20 protein-coding genes are annotated in these 19,913 nt (G+C 62.7%); 6 read left to right on the top strand and 14 right to left on the bottom strand.

The features are described from left to right. Nucleotides 1-38: 38 nt before the first annotated feature. From B9Z47_RS13175 to purE, 3 genes are read right to left on the bottom strand one after another with little or no spacing between them, the layout of a single operon-like run. Entirely contained in the window at nt 39-1,031 is a 993-nt protein-coding gene (locus B9Z47_RS13175; protein ID WP_108331698.1) for an L-threonylcarbamoyladenylate synthase, read from the bottom strand. An 8-nt stretch (nt 1,032-1,039) separates the two neighbouring features. After that, entirely contained in the window at nt 1,040-2,230 is a 1,191-nt protein-coding gene (locus tag B9Z47_RS13170) for a 5-(carboxyamino)imidazole ribonucleotide synthase (protein WP_108331697.1), read from the bottom strand. After that, the gene (purE, locus tag B9Z47_RS13165) at nt 2,227-2,727 is read right to left on the bottom strand and encodes a 5-(carboxyamino)imidazole ribonucleotide mutase (RefSeq protein ID WP_108331696.1); all 501 of its coding nucleotides are present in this window, start codon (nt 2,725-2,727) and stop codon (nt 2,227-2,229) included. Before purE ends, B9Z47_RS13170 begins: the two co-directional genes overlap by 4 nt. An 81-nt stretch (nt 2,728-2,808) precedes the next feature. Here purE and trxA point away from each other — a divergent pair, with 81 nt between their 5' ends. Next, nucleotides 2,809-3,762 carry a thioredoxin gene (trxA, locus tag B9Z47_RS13160; protein ID WP_108331695.1) on the top strand — a complete coding sequence of 318 codons (954 nt, stop codon included), beginning with the start codon at nt 2,809-2,811 and terminating at the stop codon, nt 3,760-3,762. Nucleotides 3,763-3,935: 173 nt separating this feature from the next. Here the strand turns inward: trxA and B9Z47_RS13155 are convergent, their stop codons facing one another. The 3 genes from B9Z47_RS13155 to pyk all read right to left on the bottom strand — a co-directional run bounded on the left by B9Z47_RS13155 (nt 3,936) and on the right by pyk (nt 7,704). Beyond that, entirely contained in the window at nt 3,936-4,844 is a 909-nt protein-coding gene (locus B9Z47_RS13155) for a phosphoribosylaminoimidazolesuccinocarboxamide synthase (protein ID WP_108331694.1), read from the bottom strand. A 116-nt stretch (nt 4,845-4,960) separates the two neighbouring features. Continuing rightward, nucleotides 4,961-6,025, bottom strand: a complete 1,065-nt coding sequence (gene fba / locus B9Z47_RS13150) for a class II fructose-bisphosphate aldolase (protein WP_108331693.1) — start codon at nt 6,023-6,025, stop codon at nt 4,961-4,963. A 245-nt stretch (nt 6,026-6,270) separates the two neighbouring features. After that, a complete protein-coding gene (gene pyk / locus B9Z47_RS13145) occupies nt 6,271-7,704 on the bottom strand; it encodes a pyruvate kinase (protein WP_108331692.1) in 1,434 nt (477 codons plus the stop codon). Between the two features lie 231 nt (nt 7,705-7,935). Between pyk and B9Z47_RS13140 the strand changes: the two genes are divergently transcribed. Beyond that, a complete protein-coding gene (locus B9Z47_RS13140; protein WP_108331691.1) occupies nt 7,936-9,051 on the top strand; it encodes a fatty acid desaturase in 1,116 nt (371 codons plus the stop codon). A 312-nt stretch (nt 9,052-9,363) separates the two neighbouring features. On the opposite strand, the gene B9Z47_RS13135 is transcribed toward B9Z47_RS13140, so the two are convergent. The 5 genes from B9Z47_RS13135 to def all read right to left on the bottom strand — a co-directional run bounded on the left by B9Z47_RS13135 (nt 9,364) and on the right by def (nt 13,253). Continuing rightward, nucleotides 9,364-10,581 (bottom strand): phosphoglycerate kinase, encoded by a 1,218-nt coding sequence (locus B9Z47_RS13135; RefSeq protein ID WP_108331690.1) that lies wholly within the window; start codon nt 10,579-10,581, stop codon nt 9,364-9,366. A 106-nt stretch (nt 10,582-10,687) separates the two neighbouring features. Continuing rightward, nucleotides 10,688-11,023: an AzlD domain-containing protein gene (locus B9Z47_RS13130; protein WP_108331689.1), complete on the bottom strand. Its 336-nt coding sequence runs from the start codon at nt 11,021-11,023 to the stop codon at nt 10,688-10,690. Then, complete coding sequence (locus B9Z47_RS13125; protein ID WP_108331688.1) at nt 11,020-11,751, bottom strand: AzlC family ABC transporter permease; 732 nt, start codon at nt 11,749-11,751, stop codon at nt 11,020-11,022. Before B9Z47_RS13125 ends, B9Z47_RS13130 begins: the two co-directional genes overlap by 4 nt. Continuing rightward, nucleotides 11,751-12,725, bottom strand: coding sequence for a methionyl-tRNA formyltransferase (gene fmt, locus B9Z47_RS13120; RefSeq protein ID WP_108331687.1), 975 nt, complete (start codon nt 12,723-12,725; stop codon nt 11,751-11,753). The genes B9Z47_RS13125 and fmt overlap by 1 nt, the downstream gene beginning before the upstream one ends. Before the next feature lie 21 nt (nt 12,726-12,746). Further along, nucleotides 12,747-13,253 (bottom strand): peptide deformylase, encoded by a 507-nt coding sequence (def, locus tag B9Z47_RS13115; RefSeq protein ID WP_108331686.1) that lies wholly within the window; start codon nt 13,251-13,253, stop codon nt 12,747-12,749. Between the two features lie 201 nt (nt 13,254-13,454). On the opposite strand from def, the gene dprA reads away from it, so the two are divergent. Beyond that, nucleotides 13,455-14,600: a DNA-processing protein DprA gene (dprA, locus tag B9Z47_RS13110; RefSeq protein ID WP_108331685.1), complete on the top strand. Its 1,146-nt coding sequence runs from the start codon at nt 13,455-13,457 to the stop codon at nt 14,598-14,600. A 137-nt stretch (nt 14,601-14,737) separates the two neighbouring features. Here dprA and secF read toward each other — a convergent pair whose 3' ends face one another. From secF to yajC, 3 genes are all read right to left on the bottom strand, one after another. Continuing rightward, nucleotides 14,738-15,688: a protein translocase subunit SecF gene (gene secF, locus B9Z47_RS13105; RefSeq protein ID WP_108331684.1), complete on the bottom strand. Its 951-nt coding sequence runs from the start codon at nt 15,686-15,688 to the stop codon at nt 14,738-14,740. Between the two features lie 12 nt (nt 15,689-15,700). Next, nucleotides 15,701-17,581 (bottom strand): protein translocase subunit SecD, encoded by a 1,881-nt coding sequence (gene secD / locus B9Z47_RS13100; protein WP_108331683.1) that lies wholly within the window; start codon nt 17,579-17,581, stop codon nt 15,701-15,703. A 70-nt stretch (nt 17,582-17,651) separates the two neighbouring features. Then, a complete protein-coding gene (gene yajC, locus B9Z47_RS13095) occupies nt 17,652-17,984 on the bottom strand; it encodes a preprotein translocase subunit YajC (RefSeq protein WP_108331682.1) in 333 nt (110 codons plus the stop codon). A 192-nt stretch (nt 17,985-18,176) separates the two neighbouring features. On the opposite strand from yajC, the gene nthA reads away from it, so the two are divergent. From nthA to B9Z47_RS13080, 3 genes are read left to right on the top strand one after another with little or no spacing between them, the layout of a single operon-like run. Beyond that, nucleotides 18,177-18,812, top strand: coding sequence for a nitrile hydratase subunit alpha (nthA, locus tag B9Z47_RS13090; RefSeq protein ID WP_108331767.1), 636 nt, complete (start codon nt 18,177-18,179; stop codon nt 18,810-18,812). Then, on the top strand, nt 18,809-19,486 hold the full coding sequence (nthB, locus tag B9Z47_RS13085) for a nitrile hydratase subunit beta (RefSeq protein ID WP_108331681.1): 678 nt from the start codon (nt 18,809-18,811) through the stop codon (nt 19,484-19,486). The genes nthA and nthB overlap by 4 nt, the downstream gene beginning before the upstream one ends. 10 nt (nt 19,487-19,496) lie before the next feature. Continuing rightward, nucleotides 19,497-19,886, top strand: coding sequence for a nitrile hydratase accessory protein (locus B9Z47_RS13080; protein ID WP_233253795.1), 390 nt, complete (start codon nt 19,497-19,499; stop codon nt 19,884-19,886). Nucleotides 19,887-19,913 lie beyond the last annotated feature (27 nt).

The raw sequence follows: 19,913 nt of genomic DNA, 5'->3' as shown, positions 1-19,913 counted from the left end.
GCTCACTGCGGGCCTGGTTTTTTTTCAAAATATGCGGATCACGCAGCCGCCCGTTGCAAACGATCCCGCACGCCTTCCCACTCGGGCGTGTCGGGCGGCAGCTGCACCCAGATCTGCGTCACGGCCCGGGCGTCCAGATCCCGCAGCACACCGAACAGGTCGTGCGCCGCTTGCTCGGCTGTGACGGGCTGTTCGCGCCACACCACGCCCGCCCCCAGGCCCGCTCCATCTTCTGGGCGTTGGGCAGACCAGATGCCCAAGTTGTTGGCATGCGGCCCCAAGGCTTGCAGCCTGTGGGCGATGTCCTGCGCCGACATCAGCCGCACCTTGGCGCGGGGCGCGTAATGTGATTCGAGGGTGCCAGAGGCGCGGGGTGCGGGCTGCGTCACCGCATCCTTGTCCAGCACGGCGCGGCCACAAGCGGCCTCAATTTGCGCACGCGTGATCTGCCCCGGGCGCAGCAGCACCGGCTCGCCGCGTGTGCAGTCGATGATGGTGGACTCGATGCCGACTTCGCAATCGCCGCCGTCCAATATCAACAAATCAGGGCCCAACTCGGACTGCACATGCGCGGCGCTGGTGGGGCTCACCCGGCCAAAACGGTTGGCGCTGGGGGCCGAAACGCCCAGCACGCCCAGGGGCAGCCCAGCACGCAACAAGGCCTGCGCCACCGGGTGCGAGGGGCAGCGCAAACCGATCGAGTCTTGCCCCCCGGCCGAAGCCGTGGCCACACCGCTTTGGCGCGGCAAGATCAAAGTCAGCGGTCCGGGCCAAAAAGCCTGCATCAAACGCTGCGCGAACTCGGGCACCTGCGATGCAAACAAGGGCACTTGCGCAACACCGGCCACATGCACGATCAACGGGTGATCGGCGGGACGGCCCTTGGCCACAAAAATTTGCGCCACCGCCGCGTCATCGGTCGCGTTCGCCGCCAGGCCATAGACCGTCTCGGTGGGCAGGCCGACCAGTTGGCCACCCTGCAAGGCTTGCGCGGCTTGGGCGATGGCCGCTTCGTTCGCGCTCAGGATCATGCCCAACCTTAAAACGCTTCGATGCCCAGCAGCGCCGCCGCTTGCAGCGCTGTACCGCGCACGGCCTCAGGCGTGGCACCCGTGATGTTCAGGTGCCCCATCTTGCGCCCGGGCCTGGCCGACAACTTGCCGTACAGGTGCAAATGCGTACCCGGCAGCGCCAGCACCTGGCTCCAGTCGGGGCTGGTCAGGCCTTTGCCTGTAGCGCTGGGCGCAGGCCACAGGTCGCCCAACAGATTGAGCATGATGGCGCTGGAATGCTGGCGCGGCTGCGTGAGCGGCAAACCCGCCAGTGTGCGCACCTGCAAATCAAACTGAGACTGGTCACAGGCGTTCATCGTGTAATGGCCGCTGTTGTGCGGGCGCGGGGCCATCTCGTTGACCACCAGCTGGCCACCTTCGAGGATGAAAAACTCCACGCACAGCACGCCCACGTAGTGCAGACCTTGAGCGATCGCACGCGTGGCGGCCACGGCTTGTGCCGCCAGCTCAGCAGGCACGGCGCTTTCGTGCACCGTGGTCACCGCCAAAATGCCTTCCCGGTGCAAATTGAGTTGCACCGGGAAGTTGACCATCTGCCCATCGGCCCCACGCGCCACAATGACCGAGCATTCGGCCTTCAGGGGCAGCATTTTTTCCAGCACGCAAGGCACGTTTTTGAGCTGATCCCAGGCGGCGGTCAATGCCTCACGGGTCTTGACGCGGATCTGGCCTTTGCCGTCGTAGCCCATGCGGGTGGTCTTCAAAATACCCGGCAACAAGTCATCGCTGACGGCCGCCAAGTGCTCAGGCTTGGCGATGATCGCGTGCGGTGCCACCGGCACGCCGCAACGCACAAAGTGGGCTTTTTCAGCCGCACGGTCTTGTGCAATCGCCACCGATTCGGCAGCGGGGGCCACCGGGCGGTGAGCGCCCAACGTGACCAGCGCGGGGGCGGGCACGTTTTCAAACTCGGTGGTGATGGCGGCGCAGCGTTGCATCAGTTGCGCCAGGCCCTGCTCGTCCAGGTAATCGGTCTGGATGTGGTGGTGGCTGACCCGCCCGGCCGGGCTGGCCGCATCGGGGTCCAGCACCGCCGTGAAGTAGCCCATGGCCTGCGCCGCGTGGACGAACATGCGGCCCAGCTGGCCGCCACCCATCACGCCCAAAGTGGCAGGTTGGCCATTGACCATGGAGCCCGGCAAAATCGCGCGGCTCATGCGGCACCCACGGGCGGGAGTGTCATGGCGCGTGCAGCCGCAGTTTGCTCGGCGCGGAAGGCTTCGAGCTTTTGGCGCAGCGACGCATCGTGGTTGGCCAGCATGGCCACCGCAAACAGGGCGGCGTTGGCCGCTCCGGCTGCGCCAATGGCAAAAGTGGCCACCGGCACGCCCTTGGGCATTTGCACAATGCTGTGCAGCGAATCCACACCCGACAGCGCCTTGGTCTGCACCGGCACACCCAGCACCGGCACCACAGTTTTGGCCGCGATCATGCCGGGCAAATGCGCCGCGCCGCCCGCGCCCGCGATGATGGCCTGCAGGCCGCGCTCGGCCGCGCTCTGTGCATAGGCGAACATATCGTCGGGCATTCTGTGGGCCGAAACCACGCGGGCGTCGTGGGGGATGCCAAACTGTTGGAGAATCTGGACTGCGTGCTGCATGGTGTCCCAGTCGGAGCTGGAACCCATGACGACGCCGATGAGCGCTTGAGTCATTGGGTGCTTTTCGTGATCAATCTTGAATTTTAAGGTTTCGCCTCACCTGTAGCCGAAACACAACCCGGAACACTGCCCGCCATGATGGACGTCACGATACAAAATTTTGAAGCCGAGGTGATTGAAGCCTCCATGACCACGCCCGTGCTGGTGGACTTTTGGGCCCCTTGGTGCGGCCCCTGCAAATCGCTCGGCCCCGTCCTCGAAAAGGTGGAGGTCGCCTACGAAGGTCGCTTCAAGCTGGTCAAAATCAACTCCGACGAAGAGCAGCAATTGGCCCAGGCCTTTGGCATCAAAAGCATTCCGACCTGCGTTTTACTGAAAAACGGCCAGCCGGTCGATGGTTTCATGGGCGCTTTGCCCGAAGGTCAGATCAAGCAGTTCCTGGACAAGCACCTGCCCGCCGCCGAAGAACTGCAGGCCCAAGCGGCCGCCGAAGAGGCCCAGCAGCACCTGCAAGCCGGTGACGAACACAGCGCCCGCGCCGCGCTGGAGCAGGCTCTGGCCACCGACCCCGGCAACGACGATGCCCGCTTTGACCTGGTCAAACTGCTGATCGGTCTGGGCGAACTGGCCGAAGCCGCCGCCTTGCTGGCCCCGGCCATGGGCCGCATTCCGGTGCCGCTGCGCTTTGAGGCCCAAACCCAGTGGCTCAACGCCCTGGAATTCGTGACCAACGACCCCCGTGGCCAATGGGAGCTGGCCCAATTTGACGAACTGATTGGCCAGAACAAGCGCGACTTTGAAACCCGCTTTGCCAAAAGCCGCCTCTTGATTGCCGTAGGCCAATGGGAAGCGGCCATGGACGAGTTGCTGGAAATCATCATGCGCGACAAGAAATGGGACGACGAGGCCCCGCGCAAAACCTTTGTCGCCCTGCTGGAGCTGATGACACCGCCCAAACCCAAAACGCAAGACGCTACAGGCAAATCGGCGGGCGGCATTGAGTTGATGGGCAAAGCGGCCGTGGCCGAAGACCCGCTGCTGGCCATGATCTCCAGCTACCGGCGCAAGCTGAGCATGGCCCTCAACTGAGGCCACACACCAAACACGGCGGAGCACGCGGGGGCCAGACACCACAAGGAATGCTGGCTCCGCACCCTTGCCGACCAGGGCTCGCGGGGCACGAACAAACCACTTTCCGGCCGCCCTTGGCCCATCTTTGCCCGGGGGCCATCAAGAACCGGCGGCCACCACAACGGCGACATTCAAGCCATCAGCTTTTTCATGGCCTCTTCGTACTTGGCGGCTGTTTTCTCGATCACCTCACGCGGCAAGCGCGGTGCGGGTGGGGTCTTGTCCCAAGGCTTGCCATTGATCTGGGCGGTCTCCAGCCAGTCGCGCAGAAACTGCTTGTCGTAGCTGGGTGGGTTGGCCCCTTCCACATAACTGTCGGCGGGCCAGTAACGCGACGAATCGGGCGTCAGCACTTCGTCCATCAGCACCAGTGTGCCGTCGGCGTCCAGACCGAACTCGAATTTGGTGTCGGCAATGATGATGCCTTTGGCAGCCGCGATGTCGCGTGCGGCCTTGTACAGCTGGATGCTGATGTCGCGGATGCGGCCTGCCAAATCGGCACCGATCATGTCCACGGTTTGCTCAAAGGTGATGTTTTCGTCGTGCTCACCCACCGCTGCTTTGGCTGCGGGGGTGTAAATCGGCTCGGGCAGTCGGCTGGCGTTTTTCAGGCCTGAAGGCAACTTCACACCACACACGGCCTGACTTTCCCGGTATTCCTTCCAGCCGCTGCCCGCCAGATAACCGCGCACCACCGCTTCGACCGGGATGGGTTGGAGGCGCTTGACCAACATGGAGCGGCCCTTGACCTGGGGCACCTCTTGCGCAGAGACCACACCCTCCGGGGCCTCGCCCGTCAGGTGGATCGGGCAGATGTTCAGCCCCTGGGGGCCAAGCTGGTCAAACCAGAACAAGGCCATTTGCGTCAGCAACACGCCCTTGCCCGGAATCGGCTCACCCATGATCACGTCGAACGCACTGATCCGGTCCGATGCCACCATGAGGATTCGGTCGTCGCCCACAGCGTAGTTGTCACGCACCTTGCCGCGCGCCAGCAGGGGCAAGGAAGTCAGGGCCGAGGTGTGGAGTGCAGAGGTCATGGCAAAACAATCAGGCAACAGCAAAAAAGAAAAAGGCCCGTTGAACAGTCAACGGGCCATTCGGCATGATTATCGCAGGGACGGCGGCCTGTTTTCAGCACCGCAGGCCACGTGGATCAATGGACCACCTGGGCCAGCTCACCCCGGGCGTAGCGGGCTGCCACCACCTGCAAGTTGTCGCCCTTGATCTTGGACGCCTGTCCTTCGCAACCAAACTCCAGGTAGCGCTGCTTGCAAATTTGCTTGGCCGCTTCGCGCGCGGGCTTGAGCCATTCGCGGGCGTCGAACTTGTCGGGGTTTTCCACCAGGAACTTGCGCACGGCCGCCGTCATGGCCAGGCGGATGTCGGTGTCGATGTTGATCTTGCGCACGCCATGCTTGATGGCTTCCTGGATTTCCTCGACGGGCACGCCATAGGTCTCCTTCATCTGGCCACCGTACTGGTTGATCATGGCCAGCAACTCCTGTGGCACGCTGGACGAGCCATGCATCACCAAGTGGGTGTTGGGGATGCGCAGGTGGATCTCCTTGACCCGCGAAATGGCCAGAATGTCGCCCGTGGGCTTGCGGCTGAACTTGTACGCGCCATGGCTGGTGCCAATCGCAATGGCCAACGCATCCAAGCCGGTGGCCTTCACGAACTGGGCGGCTTCTTCCGGGTCGGTCAACATTTGGCTGTGGTCGAGCTTGCCCACCGCGCCAATGCCATCTTCTTCGCCGGCTTCGCCGGTTTCCAGGTTGCCCAGGCAGCCCAGTTCACCCTCGACCGACACGCCCAGTTGGTGGGCCATGTCGACCACACGGCGGGTCACATCCACGTTGTAGGCAAAGTCGGCCGGGGTCTTGCCGTCTTCCAACAAGGAGCCATCCATCATGACCGAAGAAAACCCCAGGTTGATCGCGCCCTGACAGACCGCAGGGCTCTGGCCGTGGTCCTGGTGCATGACCAGCGGGATGTGGGGCCACTGCTCGGTGGCGGCCTGGATCAGGTGCTTGATGAAAGGCTCGCCCGCGTACTTGCGGGCACCCGCGCTCGCTTGCAGGATGACTGGCGCACCGACTTCGTCGGCCGCGGTCATGACAGCCTGGACCTGCTCCAGGTTGTTGACGTTGAAGGCCGGAATGCCGTAGCCGTTGACGGCGGCGTGATCGAGCAGTTCACGCATTGAAACGAGTGCCATGGTGGTAATTTCCCGGAGAGTTGAGGATTCTGGTGGGCCGGGCTGTACCCGGCTTGTAACTGCTCAGGATTTTACGCCGCCAACGAAGTTGCCGGAAGCGACGCCAATGGCCAACAGGGGGCTACTGCGGCACCCCCATGAAACCGGGTTGAGCCCCTGCGGCCGGCCTGGCCGGCCTCAGGTCAGGCTGCGCAACACGCAGCGCCCCTCTACCGAGCAGGCGCTTGGCCCCTTGGCAGGCCCACTCAAGCGACTTTGCAAATCTTGAGCATGTTGGTGCCGCCCGGCGAACCCATGGGCTCACCGCAGGTGATGGCGTACACATCGCCCGTGCCCACGATGTTGCGGCTTTTCAGGTGCGCTTCGGCTTCGGCCAAGGCGGTGTCGCGGTCGGCGCTGGTGTCCATCAACAGGGGGCGCACGTTGCGGTAAAGCGCCATCTTGCGCTGGGATGTCAGTTTGGTGGTCAGTGCGTAAATCGGGATGTGTACGCGGTGACGGCTCATCCACAAGGCGGTGGAGCCCGATTCGGTCAAGGCCACGATGGCTTTGGCGCCTAGGTGATGGGCGGTGAACAGCGCGCCCATGGCGATGGACTGGTCAATGCGACTGAACATCTGGCCTTTGAAGTCCGCGTCCAAAGCCGGGTCTTCGGCGCTTTCAGCGGCCGCGCAAATCTTGGCCATTTCTTCCACGGTCTCCAGTGGGTATTTGCCTGCGGCCGTCTCGGCGCTCAGCATCACGGCGTCGGTGCCGTCGAGCACAGCGTTGGCCACGTCGGACACTTCGGCACGCGTGGGCACCGGGTTGGTGATCATGCTTTCCATCATCTGGGTGGCGGTGATGACGACCTTGTCGTGCACCTTGGCCAGCTTGATCATGCGTTTTTGCAGGGCGGGAACGGCGGCGTTGCCCACTTCCACGGCCAAATCACCCCGGGCCACCATGATGCCGTCGCTGGCTTTGAGGATGGCTTCGAGGTGCGGAATGGCTTCTGCGCGCTCAATCTTGGCGATCAGGCCGGGCTTGTGGCCGTATTCGGCCCCCGCCACATTGCACAGCTGGCGGGCCATTTCCATGTCGGTGGCGTTTTTAGGGAAGCTCACCGCCACGTAGTCGGCGCGCAAGCTCATCGCGGTCTTGATGTCGTCCATGTCCTTGGCGGTCAGCGCCGGGGCCGTCAGGCCACCGCCTTGCTTGTTGATGCCCTTGTTGTTGGACAGCTCGCCGCCGAGCTTGACGGTGGTGTGCACCTGTTCGCCCTTGACGGCGTTGACGGTGAGCACGATCAGTCCGTCGTTGAGCAGCAGCACATCACCGGCTTTCACGTCACGGGGCAGTTCTTTGTAGTCCAGGCCCACGCCCTCGAGGTCACCCGGTTCGGTGCGCGAGGCGTCCAGCACAAAGGCTGCACCGGGCTCCAGCATGACTTTGCCTTCGGCAAACTTGCCCACGCGGATCTTGGGGCCTTGCAGGTCGGCCATGATGGCCACTTCGCGGCCAGCGCGTTGCGAAGCTTCGCGCACCAGACGGGCGCGGTCCACATGGTCTTGCGCCTTGCCGTGGCTGAAATTCAGTCGCACCACATTGACGCCGGCACGGATCATGGCCTCAAGCAGGGCAGGATCGCTGGAAGCAGGGCCTAGGGTGGCAACGATTTTGGTGGCGCGTCGGGGCATTCAATGGTCTCCTTGTAACTTGGTTTCAATTTTCACACGGAATCGGTTACATACCCGGTTCTTTCGGCAAACACCTGCCGGTTGATCCGCGCAAAAGCTCACAATAAGCATCCTAAAGAATTCAGGGCATAGACCCATTTGCCCCTGTCAAGGCACTGGATTGATCCTTGTCAGGCCAAGGAAGTGTCAGGCCGACTAAACTTGCGCCTGAGCGATTTACATTGAAGCGTCATGACTGCATTGCACACACCGACCACTGACCAGCCCATTCCACTGGACCAACCCCTGCCGCACCGCAAGACTTTGCGCGAGTGGCTGATCCCCTTGTCCGAACGCAGCACCTTGCGGGCTTTCCTGCTCCTGATCCTGGACTACGCCCTGTTTTTCAGTCTGATCGCAGGCACCATCGTCTTCGACGCCGTCTGGGCCAAACTGCTGTGTGGCTTGGCTGCCGGCTTCGTCATTGGCCGTTTGTTCATCATCGGCCACGACGCGTGCCACCAGAGCCTGACACCGCGCCGCGAACTCAACAAGGTGCTGGGCCGCATCGCGTTTTTGCCCTCGCTCACGCCCTACAGCCTGTGGGACACCGGCCACAACGTGGTGCACCACGGCTACACCAACCTCAAGGGCGTCGACTTCGTCTGGACACCCCTGACGGCCGCCGAGTTTGAAGCCCTCTCGCCCCTGCAAAAGCTGCTGGAGCGCGCTTACCGCAGCGGCTGGGCACCGGGCCTGTATTACATGATCGAAATTTGGTGGAAACGCGAGTTCTTCCCCAACAAGACCCACATGCCCACGCGACGCCCGATCTTCTTCAAGGACAGTTCGCTGGTCACGGTGTTTGCTGCCTTCTGGATCGCCACCATCGCTGCAGCTGCCGTGTACACAGGCCAGTCGGTCTGGCTGTCGCTGCTGCTGGGTTTTGTGGTGCCCTTCTTCTTTTGGAACAGCATGATCGGCTTCGTGGTCTATGTGCACCACACCCACGTCAAGGTCTCCTGGCACGACAACAAGGCCGCCTGGACCAAGGCCGCGCCTTTCGTATCGACCACGGTGCACCTGACTTTCCCGTTCAACATCGGCGCGCTGATGCACCACATCATGGAGCACACCGCCCACCATGTGGACATGAGCATCCCGCTGTACCGATTGAAGCAAGCGCAATCCAAGCTCGAAGAAATGCTGCCCGGCCGCATCATCGTGCAGCCGTTCTCTTGGAGGTGGTACTTCGAGACCGCCAAAAACTGCAAGATGTACGATTTCACCCGCGAATGCTGGACCGACTTCAAGGGCAACATGACCAGCCCAGTGCGCGGCAACCTGCCAGCGGCAGCGCAGGCCTGAACAGGGTCTTTGCCCTGACCAACAAAAAACCCCGCGATGCGGGGTTTTTTGTTGGGGGCACACAGCGTGCGCTGGACAGCTTTTCCGTCACAGCGAGCAAAGCGCGGCCATACAACGAAGCCGTCATTGCGAGTGAAGCGCGGCAATCCAGTCTTGACGGTAGGTTCAGCCGCAGGGCTTGTGCGAGCGGTGCCACTGGTTGGCCACGCTTCGCTCGCAATGACGGGATAAGGTGCCACGCAAGTCGGGGCTGAAGCCACCGACCTCCAAGCCAGACCTCAGGTCGGCGGCTTCAGCCACGACTTTTCATCTTCAACCCGCAGCGCGTTTGGCCAGGATCTCGAACGCAGGCAAGGTCTTGCCTTCCAGAATTTCAAGGAAAGCACCACCGCCCGTAGAGATGTAGCCGACCTGCTTTTCAATGCCGTATTTGGCAATCGCGGCCAGCGTGTCGCCACCGCCTGCGATGCTGAACGCGCTGGACTCGGCAATCGCCTGGGCGATGACCTTGGTGCCGTTTTCAAAAGCGGCAAACTCGAACACGCCGACCGGACCGTTCCAGACAATGGTGCCTGCCTGCTTGAGCTGGGCGGCCAGTCTGGCGGCCGTCTCAGGGCCAATGTCCAGAATCATGTCGTCGTCTTCCACTTCAGTGGCTTTTTTGACGGTGGCCACAGCATCTGCCGCAAACGTCTTGGCCGTGACCACATCGGTCGGAATCGGCACGTCGGCTCCGCGAGCCTTCATGGCCTCGATCACCGCTTTGGCCTCGCCCACCAGATCGGCTTCGACCAGGCTTTTGCCGATGTTCAGACCCGCCGCCAGCATGAAAGTGTTGGCAATACCGCCGCCCACAATCAGCTGATCCACGTTTTGCGACAGGCTCTTCAAGATGGTCAGTTTGGTGCTGACCTTGGAGCCCGCCACGATGGCCGCCAGTGGACGCTTAGGGTTGGCCAGGGCCTTGCCAATCGCATCGATCTCGGCGGCCAGCAAGGGGCCTGCACAAGCAATCGGCGCGAACTGGGCGATGCCGTAGGTGGTGCCTTCGGCACGGTGGGCGGTGCCAAAGGCGTCGTTCACATAAATGTCGCAAAGCTGGGCCATCTTGCGGGCCAGCTCTTCGTTGTTCTTCTTCTCGCCCTTGTTCACGCGGCAGTTTTCGAGCAGCACGACCTGGCCGGGGGCCACGGTCACGCCCGCAACGCTGGCGTTGCCTTCTGAGCCTACCCAGTTGGCGACCAACGGAACATCACGGCCGAGCAGTTCGCTCAGGCGCTTTGCCACCGGGGCCAGCGAGTCTTCGGGTTTGAACTCGCCCTCGGTGGGGCGGCCCAGGTGGCTGGTCACCATCACGGCGGCACCTGCATCCAGTGCCATCTGGATGCAGGGCACGCTGGCGCGCACGCGGGTGTCTTCGGTGATGCTGCCGTCGTCGGCTTGTGGCACGTTCAGGTCGGCACGGATGAAAACGCGCTGGTTTTGGGCTTTGCCCTGGGCGCACAGGTCGGAAAAACGGATGACGTTCATGGTGTGAGGGTAAGTGGATGGATCGATTCACATCGATTTTAAAAGCCCCGACTGACTTCGGCTGACGCAGAAATGGATACGAACGCGGAACAAGACCCGCGTGAACTTACCAACCCCACCCCAGATGCAAGGGCAAATACACCGCCATGCCACCCAAAATAGTGATCAGCACATCACGTCGCCAAAAGTAAGCAACCACTCCAGCGATGGCCGCATAGAGTCGAGCGTCCTGCCAGGTACTGACCAGTTCGCCCTGCACGGTGATGATTTCGGGGATGACCACCGCCGACAACGCGGCAATGGGCGCGTATTGCAGGCCACGCTGGGCCCAATGGGGCAGCTGCCAGGATTGGCTGGAGATGAAAAAGAAACTGCGCGCCGCCACCGTGACCACGGCCAGGCCCACGATCACCGCCAAAGACCACAGATCGGTGCCGTTCATGCGGCCACCTTGGGTGCAGGCCGGATCTTTTCCACCGTGAGGCAGAGGATCACCGCCACGGCGATCGCCACCACGATGTTGAGTTTGAGCGGCAGGTTGTAAGCGATCACTGCGGCCCCACCCGCCACCACCGCAGAGAGGATGCGCATGCGCGAGCTGGCCAGCGAGCACTGGATGCCCAGCAGGCACAGGATGCCCGCAAAGCCCAAGCCCCACGCGGGCGGGATCAGGTTGGCCAGGCCCACGCCCAGCAAACTGGCCACGATCCAGCTGCACCAGTTGAGGAAATAGTTGCCCGCCAGATAGGCCTCTTGCCCTGTGCGCTCGGCGTCGGTGGTGGCAGGGTGCGGGTAATGGCGAGTGAACAACACATAGGTGATGTCGGCGGTGAAATAGCCATGACACATGCGCTGCCAGCGCGGCAGGTGCATCAGATACGGCCGCAGGTGCAGACTGAACACGACAAAACGCAGGTTCACGCAAAACCCGGTCGCCAAAATCACCCAAGCCGGGGCCCCGGCCACCAAGAGTGGAATGGCTGCCAATTGTGAGCTGCCCGCGAACACCAACATGGTCATGGCCACGGCCTCGAACACGCTCATGCCCGACTTGACCATGGCCACACCGGTCATCAGGCCCCAAGCCGCCACGCCGGGCGCTTGCGGGGCCAGGTCGCGCAGGCCTTGCCAGAACTCGGCGCGGCGGTAGAGCGTGGGCCGGAAAAACATCAGGCCACCAATCGCTGACCCGGCTGCAAAGGGCAACCGCGCAAAAAGTCGGCCGCGCCGAGGCGTTTGCCCCCCGGGCGCTGCAACTGCGTCAAGCACAGCTGACCCTCACCACAGGCCACACGCACGCCAGACGCATCGGCGCTGAGCACGGTGCCCGGCGCGGCAGTCTGCACGGCGGCTTCGGCCACGGCTTGCCAGAGCTTGAGGGTTTCCACACCGGAGGCGGTGGCCAGCGGCACGGTCATGCCCGGAAACGGGTCAAAGGCCCGGATGCGCCGCGCCAACACTTCGGCGCTCAAGGCCCAGTCGAGCGCAGCTTCGGCTTTGTCGATCTTGTGTGCGTAATTCACGCCCTCCAAGGGCTGCGGCTGACGAGGCAAGCTGTCCAAACTGGCCAGTGCCTGCACGATGGCTTGCCCGCCCAGGTCGGCCAGGCGGTCGTGCAGCACGGCGGTGGTGTCATCAGGCGCAATGGTGCACGGCAATACCAGCAGCATGTCGCCCGTGTCCAGGCCAGCGTCCATCTGCATGATGGTGATGCCGGTTTGCATGTCGCCCGCTTCGATGGCGCGGTGGATCGGGGCCGCACCGCGCCAGCGGGGCAACAAAGAAGCGTGGATGTTCAGGCAACCCTTGGGCGGCAAGTCCAGCACCCATTGGGGCAGGATCAGACCGTAAGCCGCCACGATCATGGCGTCGGCTTTTTGGTCGAGTTTTGCGTCCAGCAGGGTCTGGCGGGCTGCGGCGGCGTCTTCGGGGTATTTGCCGTCCAAGCGCAGGCTGCGCGGCTGGGCCACGGGCACAGCATGGTCCAAAGCCCATTGTTTGACGGGTGAAGGCTGCAGTTTCATGCCGCGCCCGGCTGGGCGGTCGGGCTGTGTCAGCACCAGCACGATCTCATGGCCTGCGGCGTGCAAGGCGACCAGGGCCACCTGGGCAAATTCGGGCGTGCCCGCAAAAATCAAACGCATCAGTGGTACTTCCAAGCGGCTTCAGCGCCCGGCTTTTTGGGCTTTGACCATTTTGGTCTTGATGCGGCCTTGCTTGAGGGGCGAGAGGTACTCCACAAACACCTTGCCCATCAGGTGGTCCAGCTCATGCTGGATGCAAATGGCCAGCATGCCCTCGGCCTCGATGCTGCGGCTTTGGCCATCGCGGTCCAAGGCCGTCACTTTGACTTTCGTGGCGCGCTCCACGCCGTCGTAAATGCCAGGCACCGACAAGCAGCCTTCTTCGCCCTTGACGCGCTCGTCGTTCATCCAGGTGATCTCGGGGTTGATCAGCACCATGGGCTGGTTGCGATCTTCGGAGGCGTCGATCACCACCAAACGCTCGTGCACATCGATCTGTGTAGCCGCCAGGCCAATGCCGCCCGCTTCGTACATGGTCTCCAGCATGTCGTCGATCAGGGCGTGCACGCGGGCGTCCACCGTCTGCACGGGCTGGGCCACCTTGTGCAGGCGAGGGTCGGGGTAGCAAAGGATGGGGAGCAGGGCCATGTTGTCTCGAACGGAAAGAAATCAGGCCTGTATTGTCCCCAATTCGGACGCGCTTTGCGCAAACCCGCCGGACAAGCCCGCAATAAAGCACGACAGCAGTGACAAGCCGGGCTCCGCATACGGCCAAAGGCCCTTGGCGCATGCCCGCCTTTGACCCACAATGGCAGCTCGACGGCCCCAAGGCCGCACAGGGAGACCCAAATGGTGCAAACCGATGAGGAGTTGGGGGCGTGGCTGAGACTCTCGCTGACCCAGGGCGTAGGCAACGAAACCATGCGCCGCTTGCTGGCGGCCTGGGGTTCGGCACAAGCCGTGTTCCAACAAAGCGAAAGCGCGCTGCGCCAAGTGGTCCAACCCGCACAAGCGCGGGCCCTGATGGCCGTTCCCGATGGCTGGCCAGCCTTGTTGGAGGATACCCGCCAATGGTTACAAGCACCAGACCACGCGCTGGTGACCCTGGGCGATGACCACTACCCGACCGCCTTGCTGAACATCCCCGACCCACCGCTGATGCTGTACGCCATCGGCCGGACACAGCAGTTGCCCACGCTGACCCCATCCACCGCCCTGGCCATCGTGGGCAGCCGCAACCCCACACCACAAGGCGCGATCAATGCCCGCGATTTCGCCTGCGGCCTGGCCGCCAGTGGCCTGACCATCGTCTCGGGCCTGGCGCTGGGCGTGGACGGTGCGGCGCACGAAGGGGCCTTGCTGGGCGCAGGCGCACACCCTCTGCCCACCATCGCCATCGTCGGCACGGGGCTTGACCGGGTCTACCCGCGCCAGCACCGCGATCTGGCACACCAGATCGCCCAACGAGGCCTGATCCTCAGCGAATACCCACTGGGCACGCCGCCGCTGGCCCCCAATTTTCCGCGCCGCAATCGGCTGATTTCAGGCTTGTCACAAGCCACCCTGGTGGTCGAAGCCGCATTGCAATCGGGCTCGCTGATCACCGCCAAACAAGCACTGGAGCAAGGGCGCGATGTGATGGCCATTCCGGGCTCCATCCACTCGCCCCAGTCCAAAGGCTGTCATGCACTGATCAAGCAAGGGGCCAAACTGGTGGAATCGACGCAAGATGTGCTGGAGGAGCTGCGCCTGCCGGACCCGTTCGCGCAAGTGCCGCTGGCACTGGCAACCTCAGGCGCCGGGATGACGGCCGAAGACGCCCCCGAAGACGCTTTGCTCAGCGCCATGGGACACGACCCGGTGAATCTGGACGCCCTGCAAGCGCGCTGCGGCTGGCCCACCGCCCAGCTGCAAGCCCAGCTGCTGGAGCTGGAACTGATGGGCCAGGTGGGCCGCTTGCCTGGGGGCTTGTTTCAACGGGTCGGTAGGGCATAGGTCCGTGGCTTCAGCCGCGAGATGCCCCACAACCCACGTCAGTGTGGGCCATGAAGCGCCGACTGCAGGCCACCCATACAAAGGGCACCCGAAAGACAAAGGGCACCCAAAGGTGCCCTTGTGGGACTGACGAGGTTTCAGACCACCGCGCCCGAATTCTCATCGGTCGGGTCGTTGTCTTTCTTGACGGGCTTGATCAGGTCTTCGCGCTGAATGCCCAACCACATGGCAATGGCCGCCGCCACGAAGACCGACGAGTAAATGCCGAACAAAATGCCGATGGTCAGCGCCATGGCGAAGTAGTGCAAGGTCTCGCCACCAAACAGCAACATCGACAGCACCATGATCTGGGTCGAGCCGTGGGTGATGATGGTGCGGCTGATGGTCGAGGTGATCGCGTTGTCGATGATCTCCACCGTGTTCATCTTGCGGTAGCGGCGGAAGTTTTCGCGAATCCGGTCAAAAATCACCACCGACTCGTTGACCGAATAACCCAGCACCGCCAGGACGGCTGCCAACACCGCCAATGAGAATTCCCACTGGAAGAAGGCAAAAAATCCCAAAATGATGATCACGTCATGCAAGTTGGCGATGATGGCCGAGACGGCGAACTTCCACTCGAAGCGAATGGCCAAGTAAATCATGATGCCCAGCACCACAAAGCCCAAGGCTTTGAGGCCGTCTTCGGCCAGCTCGTCACCCACTTGCGGGCCAACGAATTCGGTGCGGCGCAATGTGACATCGGGGCTGTCGGCCTTCAGGGCAGCCAACACCTTATCGCTTTGCTGCGCCGAACTCACGCCCTTTTGCGCAGGCAAACGGATCATCACATCGCGTGCCGAGCCGAAGTTTTGCACCTGCACTTCGCTGAACCCGAGCGTAGCCACTGTGCCGCGCACCTTTTGCAGGTCTGCGGGCTGGCTGTAGCTCACTTCCATCAAGGTGCCGCCCGTGAACTCCACCGACAGGTGCAGGCCACGGCTGAAGAGGAAAAACACCGCCAGTGCAAAGGTGATGAAGGAAATCGCGTTGAAGACCAACGCGTGCTTCATGAACGGGATGTCTTTTTTGATTTTGAATAATTCCATGATCCGTTCCCTTCAGTCCGCTTTCACCGCAGTGCCCGGCTCGGGCCGCCACACGGTGCCGATCGACACCGATTTGAGTTTCTTCTTGCCACCGTACCAAAGGTTGACCAGGCCACGCGAGAAGAACACGGCCGAGAACATACTCGTCAAAATGCCGATGCAGTGCACCACCGCAAAGCCGCGCACCGGACCGGAACCAAAGGCCAACAAGGCCACGCCCGCGATCAGCGTCGTGATGTTGGAGTCAAAAATCGTGGCCCAGGCACGGTCGTAACCGGCGTGGATGGCTGCTTGCGGGCTCACGCCGTTGCGCAGCTCTTCACGCACGCGCTCGTTGATCAGCACGTTCGAGTCAATCGCCATACCCAGCGCCAGCGCCATCGCGGCCATGCCGGGCAGGGTCAAGGTCGCTTGCAACATGGACAAGATGGCCACCAGGAACAGCAGGTTCACGCCCAGCGCGATACCGGAGAACAGCCCGAACATGGCGTAATAAACCACCATGAAAGCCACGATCACCAGGAAACCCCAGGTCACGCTGTTGAAGCCCTTGGCGATGTTCTCGGCACCCAGGCTCGGGCCGATGGTGCGCTCTTCGATGATCTCCATGGGCGCAGCCAGCGAACCGGCACGCAGCAGCAGCGCGGTGTCGTTGGCCTCGGCCGTGGTCATGCGACCGGAAATCTGCACACGGCCGCCACCGATTTCGGCGCGGATCACAGGCGCAGTCACCACTTCGCCCTTGCCCTTTTCAAACAAGATGATGGCCATGCGCTTGCCGACGTTGTCGCGGGTCACATCCTTGAAGATGCGGGCACCCTTGGCGTCGAGCGTCAGGTTGACCACGGGCTCCTGGGTCTGGCTGTCAAAACCCGGCTGGGCATCGGTCAGGTTGTCGCCCGTCAACACCACTTGTTTCTTGACGATCAGGGGGCGGCCATCGCGTTCCAGATAGCGTTCGGTGCCAAACGGCACCATGCCACCGCCCTGTTCGGCGGCACGCGCTTCGGTGCTTTCGTCCACCATGCGCACTTCCAGCGTGGCGGTGCGCCCCAGAATGTCCTTGGCCTTGGCCGTGTCCTGCACGCCTGGCAGCTGCACGACGATGCGGTCCAGCCCTTGCTGCTGGATGACCGGCTCGGCCACGCCGAGTTCGTTGATGCGGTTGTGCAGCGTGGTGATGTTCTGCTTGAGGGCCTGCTCCTGCACCTTGCGGCCCGCTTCGGGCTTGATGCTGACCACCAGGCTGAATTCGGTGCCATTGTTCACTTCACGCGTTTGCATATCGGCAAACTGGTCGGTGACCAGACGCTTAGCAGCGTCTTGCTGCTGCGCGTCACGCAAACGGATTTCGATGTTCTGGCCATTGCGGGCAATACCGCCATGGCGAATGTCTTTCTCGCGCAATGCACTGCGCAAGTCTCCTGTGAGCGACTCCAGGCGCTGGTTCAGCGCCGCCTGCATGTCCACTTGCAGCATGAAGTGCACACCCCCGCGCAAATCCAGGCCCAGGTACATCGGCGATGCATGCAGGGCGGTCAGCCAGGCCGGCGAGCGCGACACCAGATTCAGCGCCACCACAAATTGCGGGTCTGCGGCATCCGGGATCAAGGCTTTCTGGATGGCGTCTTTGGCCTTGAGCTGCTGGTCGGTGCTCTCGAATCGTGCACGGATCGAGCCGCCTTCGAGCGCCACACTTTGGGGCATGGTGCCTGCCGCCTTGAGGGCATCTTCGACCTTTTGCAGCGTGGACGTGTCCACCTTGATGGTGGCCTTGCCCGAAGACACCTGCACGGCAGGGGCCTCACCAAAGAAGTTGGGCAGTGTGTAAACCACCCCCAGCAACAATGCGATCACGATGATCGCGTACTTCCAGACCGGGTAACGGTTCATAAAGACTCGCGTGCAGGATGAAAAACGGGGCCAGCCATGGCCAAGGCCCCATGGAAAAGGTCTGGATGGATTACTTCAAGGTGCCTTTGGGCAACACCTGGACCACAGCGCTGCGCTGCAACTGGACTTCCACGCCTGTGGCCAGCTCCACGCCAATGTAGGCGTCACCGATCTTGCTGACCTTGCCCAACAAACCACCCGCCGTGACCACCTCGTCGCCTTTGGCCAACGCGTCGATCATGGCGCGGTGCTCTTTTTGCTTTTTCATTTGAGGGCGGATCATGACGAAATACAGCACCGCAAACATCAGGAGCAAAGGCAACATGCTCATCAGGGTGGACTGCATGTCGCCACCAGCGGCTGCTGCAGGAGCGGTTTGGGCGAAAGCGGAAGAAATGAACATGGACACTCCACAAAAAGACAGATTCGGGATTTATCGTGACGCAAAAGCTGCGCCACGCGAACGAAGCCGCCATTGTATGCGGCGCTATGATGCCGATTGAAAGCCCTTTTCCACCACGGTCAGCCCATGAAAACGGGCCCCAACACCGTACAAACCCTGAACCGCAAGGCCTCAGGCACAGCAGGAGATGCCATGCACCATGACAGCGGACATGACCACGATCACAGCACCCTGGGCGAAATGGACGTGCGGGTACGCGCCCTGGAAACCCTGCTGACGCAAAAAGGCTACCTCGACCCCGCTGCCGTGGACCGCATCATCGAAACCTACGAGGTGCATGTGGGTCCACACAACGGCGCCAAAGTGGTGGCCCGCGCCTGGGCCGATCCGGCTTTTCGGGACTGGCTGCTGCAAGACGCCACCGCCGCCATCGCCTCGATGGACTACACCGGCCGCCAGGGCGAGCACATGGTGGCCGTGGCCAACACCCCGGACACCCACAACATGGTGGTCTGCACGCTGTGCAGCTGCTACCCCTGGCCCGTGCTGGGCCTGCCCCCGGTCTGGTACAAAAGCGCGGCTTACCGCTCGCGCGCCGTGATCGAGCCGCGTGCCGTGCTGGCCGACTTTGGCGTGACCCTGCCGCCGGGGCAAAACATCCGCGTCTGGGACTCCACCGCCGAAGTGCGCTACCTGGTGCTGCCCGAGCGCCCCGCTGGCACCGAGGGCTGGAGCCAGGAGCAACTGGCCCAACTGGTCACCCGCGATTCGATGATCGGCACCGGACTGCCTTTGAACCCTGAGTCGAAACCCAAGGAGGCCCCATGAACGGCCTGCACGACATGGGCGGCCTGCAAGGCTACGGCCCGGTTCGCATCGAGGCCAACGAACCGCTGTTTCATGGCGAGTGGGAGCGCCGCGCATTGGGCGTGACGGTGGCCATGGGCGCCAGCGGCCTGTGGAACATCGACCTGGCCCGCTCGGCACGCGAGTCCCTGCCCCCGCTGGACTACATCCAGGGACCTTACTACGCCATCTGGCTCAAGGCGCTGCAAAACATGCTGATTGAGCGCGGCCTGATCACCGCCGAAGAACTGGCCTTGGGTCAGCCGCTCACGCCGGCCGTGAACAACGTGCGCGTGTTGAAAGCTGCCGAGGTTGATGCCGCACTGGCCCAAGGCAGCCCCGCCGACCGGCCCAGCACCCAAGCGCCGCGCTTTGCCGTGGGCCAGCGCGTACGCGCCCTGAATTTGAACCCCCAGGGCCACACCCGGTTGCCGCGGTACGTGCGGGGCCATGTCGGCACCGTGGTGCTGCACCACGGCAGCCACATCCTGCCCGACCGGCATGTGAGCAAGATGCTGCCGCCTTTTGACGGCACCGCCGAGCACCTGTACACCGTGGTGTTTGACAGCACCGAACTTTGGGGCACCCAAGCCGAAGCCGGGCACCAGGTGAGCATGGACGCCTGGGAGTCTTATCTGGAAGCCTTGCCCGCCTGATGACCCAAATATGACCCCCACCCTGAACGATCTGGCCAAAGCCTGTGGCGACGGCTTTCCCATGCCCCCCACAGCCCACAACGGCGCGGTGTTTGAAGCGCCCTGGCAGGCCCACGCCTTTGCCATGACCTTGCAGCTGCACGAAAAAGGCGTGTTCACCTGGCCGCAGTGGGCCGATGCCCTGACGCGCGAAATCCGCGCGGGCCAAACGCGCGGCGAAGCCGACGACGGCAGCCTGTATTACACGCACTGGCTCAATGCGCTGGAGCTGCTGGTGATCGAGCGCCAACTGGGCACGCCCGAGCAACTCCACGACCTCGAACACGCCTGGCTGGCCGCAGCTGAGCGCACGCCGCACGGGCAAGCCATCACACTGGAAGTGGTCAGCCCCCTGAATTGATGCCTACGGCGTGAACCCGTGCTCCGG

The organism is Limnohabitans sp. 2KL-1, assembly GCF_003063435.1.
Lineage (GTDB): Bacteria > Pseudomonadota > Gammaproteobacteria > Burkholderiales > Burkholderiaceae_C > Limnohabitans_A.
The sequence above is the reverse complement of the archived record's forward strand: the minus strand, read 5'-3'. Positions and strand labels throughout refer to the sequence as shown.